General features: G+C 29.3%; 17 protein-coding genes. 5 read left to right on the plus strand and 12 right to left on the minus strand.

Going from position 1 to position 13,249, the window contains the following annotated elements; translation table 11 throughout:
• Position 1: 1 nt before the first annotated feature.
• Entirely contained in the window at positions 2–475 is a 474-nt protein-coding gene (locus ACTT9X_RS01200) for a tRNA (cytidine(34)-2'-O)-methyltransferase (protein ID WP_440933876.1), read from the minus strand.
• Between the two features lie 92 nt (positions 476–567).
• Here ACTT9X_RS01200 and petA point away from each other — a divergent pair, with 92 nt between their 5' ends.
• The 3 genes from petA to ACTT9X_RS01215 are packed head-to-tail and all read left to right on the plus strand — an operon-like array spanning position 568 to position 3,127.
• Positions 568–1,077, plus strand: a complete 510-nt coding sequence (petA, locus tag ACTT9X_RS01205) for a ubiquinol-cytochrome c reductase iron-sulfur subunit (RefSeq protein WP_075485341.1) — start codon at positions 568–570, stop codon at positions 1,075–1,077.
• Positions 1,078–1,083: 6 nt separating this feature from the next.
• The gene (locus ACTT9X_RS01210; protein WP_440933877.1) at positions 1,084–2,346 is read left to right on the plus strand and encodes a cytochrome b; all 1,263 of its coding nucleotides are present in this window, start codon (positions 1,084–1,086) and stop codon (positions 2,344–2,346) included.
• A 1-nt stretch (position 2,347) separates the two neighbouring features.
• On the plus strand, positions 2,348–3,127 hold the full coding sequence (locus ACTT9X_RS01215; RefSeq protein WP_440933878.1) for a cytochrome c1: 780 nt from the start codon (positions 2,348–2,350) through the stop codon (positions 3,125–3,127).
• Here ACTT9X_RS01215 and ychF read toward each other — a convergent pair.
• The 7 genes from ychF to lgt are packed head-to-tail and all read right to left on the minus strand — an operon-like array spanning position 3,104 to position 9,044.
• Entirely contained in the window at positions 3,104–4,177 is a 1,074-nt protein-coding gene (gene ychF / locus ACTT9X_RS01220; protein WP_440933879.1) for a redox-regulated ATPase YchF, read from the minus strand. The two genes, ACTT9X_RS01215 and ychF, sit on opposite strands and share 24 nt — an antisense overlap.
• Entirely contained in the window at positions 4,177–4,737 is a 561-nt protein-coding gene (gene pth / locus ACTT9X_RS01225) for an aminoacyl-tRNA hydrolase (protein ID WP_440933880.1), read from the minus strand. The genes ychF and pth overlap by 1 nt, the downstream gene beginning before the upstream one ends.
• Positions 4,738–4,778: 41 nt before the next feature.
• Positions 4,779–5,492, minus strand: coding sequence for a 50S ribosomal protein L25/general stress protein Ctc (locus ACTT9X_RS01230; protein WP_440933881.1), 714 nt, complete (start codon positions 5,490–5,492; stop codon positions 4,779–4,781).
• A 45-nt stretch (positions 5,493–5,537) separates the two neighbouring features.
• Positions 5,538–6,470: a ribose-phosphate pyrophosphokinase gene (locus tag ACTT9X_RS01235; RefSeq protein WP_440933882.1), complete on the minus strand. Its 933-nt coding sequence runs from the start codon at positions 6,468–6,470 to the stop codon at positions 5,538–5,540.
• Positions 6,471–6,479: 9 nt separating this feature from the next.
• Positions 6,480–7,238: a peptidoglycan editing factor PgeF gene (gene pgeF / locus ACTT9X_RS01240; protein ID WP_440933883.1), complete on the minus strand. Its 759-nt coding sequence runs from the start codon at positions 7,236–7,238 to the stop codon at positions 6,480–6,482.
• Positions 7,235–8,287, minus strand: coding sequence for an SAM-dependent methyltransferase (locus tag ACTT9X_RS01245; protein ID WP_440933884.1), 1,053 nt, complete (start codon positions 8,285–8,287; stop codon positions 7,235–7,237). The genes pgeF and ACTT9X_RS01245 overlap by 4 nt, the downstream gene beginning before the upstream one ends.
• Positions 8,274–9,044, minus strand: coding sequence for a prolipoprotein diacylglyceryl transferase (gene lgt, locus ACTT9X_RS01250; RefSeq protein WP_440933885.1), 771 nt, complete (start codon positions 9,042–9,044; stop codon positions 8,274–8,276). The genes ACTT9X_RS01245 and lgt overlap by 14 nt, the downstream gene beginning before the upstream one ends.
• Before the next feature lie 32 nt (positions 9,045–9,076).
• On the opposite strand from lgt, the gene ACTT9X_RS01255 reads away from it, so the two are divergent.
• On the plus strand, positions 9,077–9,328 hold the full coding sequence (locus tag ACTT9X_RS01255; RefSeq protein WP_440933886.1) for a hypothetical protein: 252 nt from the start codon (positions 9,077–9,079) through the stop codon (positions 9,326–9,328).
• On the opposite strand, the gene ACTT9X_RS01260 is transcribed toward ACTT9X_RS01255, so the two are convergent.
• From ACTT9X_RS01260 to ACTT9X_RS01270, 3 genes are read right to left on the minus strand one after another with little or no spacing between them, the layout of a single operon-like run.
• Positions 9,306–10,625, minus strand: a complete 1,320-nt coding sequence (locus ACTT9X_RS01260; protein WP_440933887.1) for an ATP-binding protein — start codon at positions 10,623–10,625, stop codon at positions 9,306–9,308. The genes ACTT9X_RS01255 and ACTT9X_RS01260 overlap by 23 nt on opposite strands.
• Positions 10,606–11,283, minus strand: a complete 678-nt coding sequence (locus tag ACTT9X_RS01265; RefSeq protein ID WP_440933888.1) for a response regulator — start codon at positions 11,281–11,283, stop codon at positions 10,606–10,608. The genes ACTT9X_RS01260 and ACTT9X_RS01265 overlap by 20 nt, the downstream gene beginning before the upstream one ends.
• Positions 11,276–11,713 (minus strand): MarR family winged helix-turn-helix transcriptional regulator, encoded by a 438-nt coding sequence (locus ACTT9X_RS01270; RefSeq protein ID WP_440934026.1) that lies wholly within the window; start codon positions 11,711–11,713, stop codon positions 11,276–11,278. The genes ACTT9X_RS01265 and ACTT9X_RS01270 overlap by 8 nt, the downstream gene beginning before the upstream one ends.
• A gap of 73 nt (positions 11,714–11,786) precedes the next feature.
• Here ACTT9X_RS01270 and ACTT9X_RS01275 point away from each other — a divergent pair, with 73 nt between their 5' ends.
• The gene (locus ACTT9X_RS01275; protein WP_440933889.1) at positions 11,787–12,668 is read left to right on the plus strand and encodes a branched-chain amino acid aminotransferase; all 882 of its coding nucleotides are present in this window, start codon (positions 11,787–11,789) and stop codon (positions 12,666–12,668) included.
• Here ACTT9X_RS01275 and pgsA read toward each other — a convergent pair.
• On the minus strand, positions 12,665–13,249 hold the full coding sequence (gene pgsA, locus ACTT9X_RS01280; RefSeq protein ID WP_440933890.1) for a CDP-diacylglycerol--glycerol-3-phosphate 3-phosphatidyltransferase: 585 nt from the start codon (positions 13,247–13,249) through the stop codon (positions 12,665–12,667). The two genes, ACTT9X_RS01275 and pgsA, sit on opposite strands and share 4 nt — an antisense overlap.

Here is a 13,249-nt window from a genome sequence, read left to right on the forward strand (position 1 = left end):
TTTATAATAATTCTATTTGACGCAAACTTTCTGCCAAAACAATGGCAACTGACGATGCAATATTAAGAGATCTTACTTGGTTATTCATTGGTATTTTTAAACGATTTTTAATAATTTTATGAACCTCTTCGGGTACTCCAGCACTTTCTCTTCCAAACAAAATAGTATCATCAGGCTTAAATTTAAATTTAGTATAATTTATTGAACTCTTAGTTGTCATCAATACTATTCTCTGTTTCTTTTTTGCCTCAAAAAATTTTTCTGAACTTTGATAAAACTCTATTTGACTATATTCCATATAGTCCATAACCACTCTTTTAAAGCGTTTGTCTGATAATAGAAAGCCACATGGTTCAATTATTTCTAGTTTAGCACCCAAACAAGCACAGGTTCTAATGATTGCAGCAGTATTCTGAGGTATATCAGGCTCATACAAAGCTATTTTGGGTCCTAAAATTGTTGAATTCTGTGTCATTCTTTCAGTAGTAAAATAATTATTTTATATTATATGAATTCGTATATTAACTATTTTAAATCAAAAAGAGATAATAATAAAAGCTACTAAAAGTGTCTGAAAAAAAAACAAAAAGAAGAGATTTTTTATTTACAGCTACTACAGCTGTAGGAGCTGTTGGTGCCGCTGCAGTAGTGTGGCCAATGATAGATCAAATGAATCCAGATGCTTCTGTTAAAGCATTAGCTAGTACAGAGGTTGATGTAAGTTCATTAACACCTGGAAACACATTGACTGTTTTATGGAGGGGAAAACCAGTATTTATAAGAAGAAGAACTCAAGAAGAAATTGATGAAGCAAGATCTGTGAAGATGGAGGATTTAATTCATCCTGAAAAAGATGAAGATAGAGCAAAAAACCCTGAGTGGCTTGTTATGTTAGGTGTATGCACCCACCTTGGATGCGTGCCTTTAAATGATAAAGGTGATTATAATGGTTGGTTTTGCCCATGTCATGGATCTCATTATGATACATCTGGAAGAATTAGAAAAGGACCAGCACCTTGGAATATGGAAGTGCCTAAATACGAATTCGTTAATGCAAATACAATTAAAATTGGATAAAGAAAAATGAGTGACCACGATTACACACCAAAATCGAAAGTAGGACAATGGTTTAATGATCGATTGCCACTATTAACTCTTGCAAATCATTTAACAGATTACCCAACTCCTAAAAATTTAAACTATTGGTGGACATTTGGTGGAATTTTAACTTTTTGTTTAATTACTCAAATTGTAACAGGATTAACTCTTGCAATGCATTATATTGCTCATGCTGATATGGCTTTTGAAAGTGTAGAGCACATTATGCGTGATGTTAATTATGGATGGCTAATTAGATATATCCATGCAAACGGTGCTTCAATGTTTTTCCTAGCGGTGTATATTCATATATTTAGATCATTGTTTTATGGTTCTTATAAATCTCCAAGAGAAATAATATGGATTTTAGGGATAATAATTTATTTATTAATGATGGCTGCAGCATTTATGGGTTATGTGTTGCCGTGGGGTCAAATGAGTTTTTGGGGAGCAACAGTTATCACAAATTTATTTAGTGCTATTCCTCTGGTAGGAGAGGGAATAGTTACTTGGTTATGGGGTGGTTATTCAGTTGACAACCCTACATTAACTAGATTTTTTACTTTGCATTATTTAATTCCATTTTTAATTTTAGGATTAGTTGTTTTACATATATGGGCTTTACATGTTCCTGGTAACAACAATCCAGTAGGAATAGATATAAAAAAACCATCTAAAGACACTGTACCTTTCCATCCTTACATCGTAATTAAAGATGGTTTTGCTTTATTAATGTTCATGATTGTGTTTGCTTTCTTTGTATTCTATGCACCAAATATTTTAGGACATGCAGATAATTATATAGAGGCTAACCCAATGGTAACACCTGCACATATTGTTCCTGAATGGTACCTATTACCTTTTTATGCAATATTAAGATCAGTTCCTGATAAATTGCTAGGAGTTGTGGCTATGTTATCTGCAATATTAATCTTGGCAGTTTTACCTTGGTTAGATACCTCAAAAATAAGATCAGCAGTATTTAGACCTTTATATAAACAATTTTACTGGATATTAGTTGCAGATGTTTTGATACTTGGTTATGTGGGTGCAATGCCAGCTGAAGGACTTTATTTATTGATAGCCCGAGTTGCTACGGCGTATTACTTTTTACATTTCTTAGTTATTCTTCCCGTTTTAGGGTTTAAAGAAAAAACTTTACCAGTGCCTTTAAGTATTACCGAATCTGTTCTCGGTGGTTCACCAAATTTAGCTGCTGCCAGAAATAAAGAAAGTAAAATAGAATAGGGTGAAAAATTTATTTAAATTATTTTCTATAATTATCTTAATTATTGCCTCAAATTCATATTCTTTTGCTGCTGAAAAAGTAGAATATCTTAAAACTGATTGGAGTTTTAAGGGTTTATTTGGAAAATTTGATAGAGCTTCTCTTCAAAGAGGTTATCAAGTTTATACTGAAGTATGTGCTTCTTGCCATTCGATGAAATATTTAAGTTATAGAAATTTAGCAGAGCCAGGTGGGCCAGAATTTTCAGAAGCTCAAGCCAAAGCTATAGCAGCTTCTTTTGAAGTAACTGATGGTCCAAATTCTGATGGTGAAATGTTTACAAGGCCAGGTAAATTATCTGATAAATTTGTTATGCCTTACGATAATGTAAAAGCAGCTCAAGCTGCAAATGGTGGCGCATATCCTCCCGACATGTCTGTTTTGGTAAAAGCAAGAGGTGGAGGTGTTGACTATATTTATTCCTTATTACAGGGATATGAAGAAGCTCCTAGCAATGTGTCTTTAGATGATGGAGTCTATTATAACAAATATATGTATGGTAATAAAATTAGAATGTCTGCTCCATTATCGGATGGATTGGTTGAGTATGGTGATGGAACAAATGCGACAGTAGAACAGATGTCAAAAGATGTTACGACTTTTTTAATGTGGTCAGCCGAACCTCATTTAGAAGCTCGACATCAAATGGGCTTTAAAGCAATTGTCTATTTAATTATTCTGACAATTCTAGTTTACTTTAGTATGAAAAAAATATGGTCACGTGTTGAATCTGAAGTTTAGTACATCTCCATCTTTTACAATATAATCTTTACCTTCTAATCTCATTTTTCCATTAGCTTTAGAATTTACCCATCCATCATTAGCTAAGAAATCTTCATAGGATATAGTTTCAGCTCTAATGAACCCTTTTTCAAAATCTGAATGAATTTCTCCTGCAGCTTTAGGAGCAGGACAGTTTTTTTGTATTGTCCAAGCCCTTGTTTCTTCAGGTCCAGATGTAAAATACGTATCAAGTTCTAATATTTTATAGCCCTTTTGAATTAACATACTTAGACCTGTATCTTTCAAACCAATCATGTCCATATAATTTTTTTTTTCATCTTTTGCTAATTCATTTATTTGGTTTTCTATATCTGCAGAAACAATCAGAGTGTTATCTTTTCCAAATTTTTCAATAAAGTTTTTAGTATATTTATTTCCATCCTGTACGCTTTGCTCATCTACATTGCAAACAAAAATCTTTGGTTTTATTGATAAAAGGCCACTTTGATTTAGTTGTTTTGTTTCAAATTGAGAATTTAATATTGATATATCTTTATCATTATTAATGCAGTCTAATGCAATCTCTAAAATCTTAAGCTGATCTTCTTCTACATTTTTCTTATTATTTTTTTCAAGTCTTTTTTGGATAGACTCTAGGTCAGCTAACATCATTTCAGTTTCAATGATCTCAAGATCTCTTATAGGGTCAACGTCTGGATGAACATTTTGAATATCGTCTGAATCAAAGCATCTAATCATATGAATAACTGCATCAACTTCTCTTATGTGAGACAGAAATTTATTGCCTAATCCTTCACCTTTAGACGCGCCTTTTACAAGACCAGCTATATCAACAAATGAAATAGTTGTATTTATTGTTTTTTTAGATTTTGACACTTCTGATAATTTGTTCAATCTTTCATCTGGAACGGGGACTACTCCCACATTGGGATCTATTGTACAAAATGGAAAGTTTGCTGCTTGAGCTTTGCTTGAGTTTGTTAGAGCATTGAAGAGGGTAGATTTACCCACATTAGGCAAACCAACAATTCCACATTTAAAACTCATTATTTATTATTTACAGTGCTAGAGAATAAATCTAATTTTTTGTCGATAAGTATTGAAATAGAATCTGTGATGTTATTGGTAATTTTTTCCAATCCAAGCATTTCATCCTCATCAAAATTTTGAAGAACAAAATCACTAACTTCCATTTTATCTTTTGGTTTGCCAATTCCTATTCGCACTCTTGAATAATCTTTACCAATAAATTTATCTATTGATGCAATTCCGTTGTGTCCTGCATCAGAGCCACCAAATTTTGCTTTTATTTTTCCAAATTCTACATCTAGATCGTCATGAAATACGATAACATCCTCAGCATTTATTTTGAAATATTCAATTAATTCTCTAATACAAATTCCAGAATTATTCATAAATGTTAAAGGTTTAATTGCATAAACTTTTTGGTCTCCCACATTACCAGTTGTAAGAAGTCCCTTGAATTTTGGTTTTTGTTTTGAAAGTCCAAATTTTTTATTTATTGCATCTATAATCTTGAAACCAATATTGTGTCTATTGTTTTCACTGTCTGGGGTTGGATTGCCTAATCCTACAAGTAGAAGCATAAAATATTAATATTGGAGGATAAAATTCAATTTAAATTAACTTATTTTTTTTCTTCAGCAGGTTTTTTATCTTCACCTTCTTTTTTATCACCTTCAGCTGCTGACTTATCTCCACCTTCAGCTGCAGCGGCTTCTGCTCCTTCAGCACTTTCTCCCTCAGCCTCCTCAGCTTCTGCAGGTTTTTCAGGTTCTTTCATAACAGTTGGAGCTGCTAGAGTTGCAATTACGAAATCTCTTCCCTGAATTGTAGGAGTAACTTCACTGTCAAGATTTATAGAAGAGATCTTAAAACTCTCTCCGATATCAACTCCATCAAGATCTATTACAAGATTTTCAGGAATTTTTTCGCTTGGACATTTAAGCTCAACTTTTCTTCTTACAATATTTAAAACTCCACCTCTTTTCAAACCAGGAGATTTTTCATGATTTAAAAATTTTACTGGAACTTCAATTCTAACTTTTATGCCTGAAACTATTCTTAAAAAGTCTACATGAATTGGTTCATCTGAAATAATGTCATATTTTATTTCTCTTGGTAGAACTTTTTGAGTTTTACCATCAACATTTAAAGTTATGATACTTGATAAAAAATTTTCTTTTTCGATTAGTGATTTAAGTATTTTCTTCGATATAGAAATCTTTTCATTTTGAGCTTCACCACCATAAATTATCGCAGGCACATTGCCATCACCCCTAAGTGAGTTAAGCTCACCTTTAGTCTTTGTATTTCTGATGTTAGCGTTTAATGAATTCATAAAAACAAGGGTTTTTAGCTCAAGTTACTTAATAACTCAAGGTATTTATTTGAATAAATCTGATACTGAGGTTGAATTAGATATTCTTTTAATTGCTTCACCCATCAGGCTTGAAATTGACAAAACTTCGATGTTTTTTACACCTTTAACTCTACTGATGTTATCAATTGTATCAGTTATTACTAAATTTTTAATTACTGATTTTTTTATTTTTTTTACAGCTTCACCACTAAGTACTCCGTGTGTTATATAAACATAAACCTCTTTAGCTCCTCTATCTTTAAGTGCTTTTGCTGCATTTACTATTGTTCCTCCAGAATCGATGATATCATCAACAAGAATACAAGTTTTTCCTTTCACATCTCCAATAATATTCATTACTTGTGATTGACCTGGTTTTGGTCTTCTTTTATCAACAATAGCCAATCCAACATTTAAAATTTTTCCAAGTGCTCTAGCTCTTTCAGTACCACCCACATCTGGAGCTACACAAATTAGGTTTCTACTTTTTATCTTTTTTTTAACATGCCTTGCAAAAATAGGTGTTGCAAATAAGTTGTCTACTGGAATATCAAAAAATCCTTGAATTTGACCAGCATGTAAATCAACAGTTACAACTCTATCCGCGCCTGCTTTAGTGATAAGATTTGAGACAAGCTTAGCTGATATGGATGTTCTTGGTGCAACTTTTCTATCTTGTCTAGCATAACCAAAGTAAGGGATAACAGCAGTAATATTTTTTGCTGAGGATCTCTTAAGTGCGTCAATACATAATAATAGTTCCATTAGATTATCATTTGCTGGAGATGAAACAGATTGAATTAAAAAAATACTATTCCCTCTAATATTTTCATTAATTTCCACATAGATTTCCCCATCAGAAAAATTTCTAATACTAGAATTGACTAATTTAGATTTTAGAAATTTAGCGATATTCTTACTTAATGGTTTGTTGCTATTTCCGGATAATAATTTCATTAAAAAAACCTAATTAAGCATAATTATTGAAATATTTCTACCATAATCATCATGATTTAGTCTTAATGCTCTCCTCGCACTAAAAAAATTATTATTAATATCAAATGTGTCAATATTTAAAGACTCAATATTTTTTATTTTATTCTTTAAAAGACATGATTTTACATATTTAGGTAAATCAAAATAAAGCTTTTTGTACTTAATTTTAAAAAATTTATTATTTTTTTTATTCTTCCTAATAAATTTTCTTTTAAAATCTTGTTTGACTTCATAATTTTTAGCTGAGATGGCAGGTCCGATAGCTGCAGTAATATTTTTAGGATTAGATCCTTTTTTGATCATAAATTGGATCACCTTGGTAATTATATCTTTGTATGCACCTTTCCACCCTGCATGAATTGCTGCAACTAACTTAGTTTTTTCATCACAGATTAAAATTGGCACACAGTCAGCAGTTAAAATACCAATAGGTATGTTTTTTTGGTTTGTAATTACTGCGTCTGCTTTTGGTTTTGATCTAAATAAATTTTTTTTATTAATATAAAATAACTTATTACCATGTATTTGATGAAGTAAAAAAATACTTTTAGCGGTGCTTTTTATTTTTTTTTTTACTATTTGTAAATTTTTTTTAACATTTGAGGGATTATCTTTAGAACCAGGACCACAGTTTAAACTTTTATAAATTTTTTTTGATTTACCACCAGTTTTATCAAAAAAACCATGTTTAATTATTTTTATTTTCGAAAGTTTTTTTGATTTTATCAATTTTGAAAACCTGTCTTAAAATTGTTTCTCTTATTTTTTACAAGCATGACTTTGAACAATTCACCCATTTGCTTTTCATCTATCAAACGTCTTACCCGATAAAATAAATCAGCTTTTTTAGAAAATGCTACATTTTTGCTGATTATTTCTGCTCTTTGAAGAATACCCATACTTGTTAAAAATTTTTTTTGATTTGTAAAAATTAAATTAATTTCTTTAAACTGATTTATAAATTTTTCAAAGGAATGAAAGTTTATATTGTAAGTAATATCAGACTCTCCAATATTTTCTAAAATGTTAGAATATTTATGATTATTGATTGCCTGAAGAGTTTCATGCATCTTGCTATCAGCATAACCATAATCAATCACCAACATTCCCCCATCATTTTTTTGTATCAAATCACAAATTGTTCTTAAATATTTAAATGTATCTGGTGAATATTCTATAATATTTTGATCTTTTGATATTTCGAAATTTAGATGTTTTTCAATTTTTTCTATATCAATTTTTTCTTCTTTAAACTCAGCTTTTTTTGGATCATTCAAACTCACAAATCTTTCAAACCATCCATCTTTTTTTTTGAAAAATTGTTTAATTGGTATGGCATCAAAGAATTCATTAGCTAAAAAAATTGTTGGGTTAGAGTTTATTTTTTTAATATCTTTTAACCATGAAAATTTTTTAGAATTTAAATTTTTTTTTTGTTCATTAATTAAAAAATCACTTTTTTCATGTATTACAAAACTGCAGGCATTGTAACATTCGGGAAAATTTATAAGTGTCTCATCTATGACTTTCATCATTTCGCCATTTCCAGCTCCCAGTTCTAGCAAATTAAATTTTTTCGGAGAGCCAATACTTTTCCAAAAAGTAATTGTCCAAATTGCAATAATCTCTGAAAATAGCCTTGTGATATTTGGAGCAGTAATAAAGTCTCCATCTTTACCAAAAGGATTCTTTTTCATATAAAAACCTTTATCCTTATCGTAAAGAGCAAAATTTATAAACTGATCTAATGGTAAATTAATTATTTTAGCGACTTTCATGTTTTAAATAAAATAGGATTACACCTGATAATATAAATATTAAACTTACTACTTGCCCCATCGTTAAGTTTAAAAATATATAACCCAACTGTTCATCTGGTTCTCTATAAAATTCAACAATGAATCTGAAGATTGAGTAAATTATTAAAAATAATCCTGAAATTACACCAGTTTTATTTGAAAATTTATTTTTAAAATAAATTAATAATAAAAATAAAAATAAACCCTCTAATAGTGCTTCATATAATTGCGAGGGATGTCTAGGAAGATTATCTATTTGAACAAATGTTACTGCCCAAGGCACATTAGTTATAGTTCCATACAACTCTGAATTTATAAAGTTTGCTATTCGTCCAAAAAATAATCCGACTGGTGCTACTAAAGAGACAATATCTAAATATAAGAATGGATTTTGATTATTTTTTTTAGCGAAAAATATAGATGCTAAAATAACTCCAATTAAACCACCATGGAAGGACATTCCTCCTTGCCAAATTTTAAATATATCTAATGGATTATTTAAATAAAAACTTAAATTATAAATAAAAATATAGCCAAGTCTTCCCCCTAATATTATACCTATAATTAAATAAGTTAAATAATCATCAAATTTATTTTTAACTTCTATATCTTGGATAAATAATTTTTTAGCAAGGATCCAGCCTAATATAATTCCAAATATATAAGCTAAAGAATACCACCTGATTTCTAAAGAAAATATTACAAAGGCTACTGGGTCAAAATTATTAATGAACATTTTTAATAATACTTATAATGTATATCTTAAATATGAAAAATTCTAAATTTATAATTGATAAGTTTGCTAAATTTATAGAGCAGGGACTAGTATCTTCAAAAGACTTTACTAATGAATTATTTAATATCTTAAAATCTAAAAGAGATGAGTTTGTTTTTAAAATGAAACTTACAAGTAAAGAGGAGTTTGAAGTGCTTTCAAAACGTGTTGAGAATCTTGAAAATAAAATAAATAAACTTGAAAAAAAAAAAAGTAAAAAAGTTAAACAGGCAAGAAAATCTTAACTCTTAAACCATACATTTTTGATTTTTCTAACATTATATTTCCCCCATGAGATTTGATAATATCTGATGAAATTGATAATCCAAGACCAACACTTGATTTAGAGTCTGCTCGACCCTTATCTATTTTATAGAAAGGTTTAAATACATTTTCATACTCATTTTTTGGTATTCCAGGACCATCATCATCAATCATAATGAATAAGTTCGTATTTTTTTTATTTAAACTTATATCAACTTTATTTGCATATTTCAGTGAATTATCAATTAGATTATTTAGACATCTGTTAATTAAATTTTTCCTACCATTAAAGTAAATTCTTGGGGTTAAGTTTTGTGAAATATTTTCATTATTATATTTTTCGATAACATCTGAAATTAATTCAGATAGATTAAACATTTCATCTTTTTCAACATATGATGAGCTTGTGAATTGTAAATATTCATTTAACATTTTCTCCATTTCATTGATGTCTTCAGTTATTTTATTAACAGTTTCTTTATCTTTTATAAAAGCTAATTGTAGTTTCATCCTTGTTAAAGGTGTCCTTAAATCATGACTTATTCCAGATAACATTTCTGTTCTTTGATTTATGTGTCTTTCAATTCTCTTTCTCATTTTATCAAATTCATGTCCTGCTTGTCTTATTTCAAGGGCTCCAGAAGGTTTGAACTCTTCAATATTTTCTCCTTTACCAAACCTTTCAGCCGCACGAGCTAGGTTAGTGATTGGTCTTGTTTGATTTTTTAAAAATATTAGAGAAATGATCACCATTATAATTGCAGGTACTGTGATCCAAAGTGCAAATATTCTTGCTGAGGAACTTGCAACCCTATCTTTAGGTACTAAAAATTTAAAATAACCATCTTCATATTTAATTCTTAAATCAATTAATTCTTTATAACCTGTTGTATCAAACCAGTATTCATTTAATCCAAATTTAGATTTTAGTTCTCTTCTTAAAGTTCTATCTATAGGACTAAACCATCTTTCATTATCGGTTTTTTTTAATTTTTCATTATCAGTGAATTCAATATTTAAATCTAAAAATATAGAAAAAAGATCTAGTAACTCTTGTTTGTTTTCTTGCTCACTTCCATAAGCTTCAATAAATGTACTAATTTCATTTACTAAAGTTCTTGTCATTCCTTTGTTTGTTTTGATCCAAAGGCTATCAAAAAAAACAATTGTAATTACTAGTTGCAGAACTAAAACTGGAATAGCAACAATAAGTAGCGCTCTATAAAATAATCTTTTAGGTAATATTTTTTTAAAGTAATTACTCAATCCAGAGAACATATCCCGCACCTCTTATTGTTTGTAAAAATTTTGGATTTTTTGGGTCAATTTCAATTTTTTTTCTAAGTCGAGTAATAATAACATCTATTGATCTCTCTTTATCTAGATTGATTAATTGACCAATATCTTCCCTAGAAAATGTTTTGCCTGGGTTATTAATCATTTTTTCTAAAATCGTTTTTTCAGTTGCATTAATCTTAAATTCTTTATCGCTTTTAAATATTAAAAGTTTATTCAAATCAATTTTCACATTTTCAAATTCTAAAACCCTTTTCTGATCAGTTTTGATAGTTTTATTTAATATGTTTTGTATTCTTAGAATTAATTCTTTTGGTTCAAATGGTTTTGGCAAATAATCATCAGCACCAATCTCTAACCCTTCAACTCTTTCACTTGCTTCACCTTTAGCAGTCAGAAGTATAACTGGTGTATCTAATTTTTTTTTATTTTCTTTTAAAAATTCAAGCCCACTTTTACCAGGCATCATGATATCCAAAACAATTAAATCAAACTTAATTATCTTTATTTTTTCTAATGCATTTTCTGCATTTTCAGCAGTAGTGACTAAAAATCTATTTTCATTTAAATACTTTTTAACAAGAGATCTAATTCCATCATCATCATCAACCACTAATATATGTGAAATAAACTTATCCATTAATTATTTTATTTAGTACATTATCAAAATTTATAACTTCTTCGGAACTTGAATTTAATAAAGCATTATAAATTCTCTTTTTTTGTAAATTGAAAATTTCATTAAAAATTTTTTTACCTTTTTCATTAAGAAAAACATGCTTTACTCTAGTATCCTTATCATCTTTTTTAAAAATGATGATTTCAAGCTTAATTAAGTCTTTGAGAACTCTATTTAAGCTTTGTTTTGTCACCTTTAATCTCTTTAGCAACTCAGAAATTGAGATTCCCTCATACATTGACAGTAAATGTATTACTTTGTGATGTGCTAAACCAATTGAATATCTATCTAATATTTTTTTTGAATCTGAAAAAGTTTCCCTATAGCTTACAAATAGTTTTTCAATTAGATCTTTAAGCTGGTCATCTTTTAAATATAAAAGTTCTTTCATTATAGGTAAGTTATATTGACATATTAAAGATACAAAGTTATTTTTCATTTATAAATAAAAAAAATTTTCATACATGATACCTTACGATAAGAGATCTGGAAAAATTTGGTACAACAACAAATTAGTTGATTGGGCAGACGTTAAATTGCATGTATTAAGCCATGGTATGCATTATGCTAGTTGTGTATTTGAGGGTGAAAGAGTTTATGATGGTTCAATTTTTAAATTAGAAGAGCATACATCAAGATTTTTTTATTCTGCAAAAAGAATGGGTTTTGAAATTCCATATACTGAGAAGGAAATAAATATTGCATCAAACAAAATTGTTGCAACGCAAAAAGTAGAAAATGGTTATGTGAGACCTGTAGCTTGGAGAGGAAGTGAGATGATGGCTATTTCTGCGCAACACACTAAAATTCATGTTGCAATAGCAACTTGGGAATGGGGATCATATTTTGATCCTAAACTTAAAGTTGAAGGAATAAGATTAAATATTTCAAATTGGAGAAGACCAGCGCCTAACACGATACCGTGGGATACAAAGGCTTCTGGTCTTTACATGATTTGTACTCTTTCAAAACACGAGGCTGAAAAGCAAGGGTATACAGACTCTTTAATGTTAGATCACGAGGGAAATATTGCAGAGGCAACTGGAGCGAATATTTTTTTTAAAGATAAAAATGGAGAAATTCATACCCCAATACCCGACTCATTTTTGGATGGTATCACAAGAAGAACTGTTATTGGAATAGCAAAATCAAAAAGTATAAAAGTCCATGAAAGAAAAATTAGTCCAACTGAACTTCCAAATTTTGATGGATGTTTTTTAACAGGAACTGCAGCAGAAGTAACCCCTGTATCATGTATTGCAGAAAATCAATTTAAAGTATGTGATACTATTATTGATTTAAATGAAAGTTATCAAAAATTAGTTAGAAAGAAAAAAGCAGCTTAATCTTTACTGTCTTCTGACATAGCGTGATCAATACCTTTTCGCATATAATCATATGCAGTAAATAGTGTTAAAGCAGCTGATAACCACAAAAGAATTATACCTATTGTTTGTGCGTTATAATCTTGGAAATTAATTATTTTATTTCCTGTATCTCCAGATAATAAAAGAGCTATCGATACCATTTGTAATACTGTTTTAAGCTTAGCAAGGTTTGAAACAGGAAGTTTTATTTTTCCCTTTGCTAAAAACTCTCTCAAACCTGAAATTAAAATTTCTCTTGTAAGTATTATGATTGCTGCAATTACCTCGTAATTTCGAATAGTACCATCCATTACTAAAAGTATTAATGCCGTAGCGACAATGATTTTATCAGCTATAGGATCTAATAATTCACCCAGTTTTGACTCTACACCAAAAATTCTGGCCAACATACCATCTAAAAAGTCTGTAAATGATGCAACAATAAACAATATTAAAGCAGTAAGATCACCATAAAATCCTGGAAGATAAAAAGCTAAAACAAAAAAGGGAACAATTATTATTCGCCCTATCGTTAATATGTTTGGAATTTTTTTTAACAT

The organism is Candidatus Pelagibacter sp., assembly GCF_052049855.1.
Taxonomy (GTDB): domain Bacteria; phylum Pseudomonadota; class Alphaproteobacteria; order Pelagibacterales; family Pelagibacteraceae; genus Pelagibacter.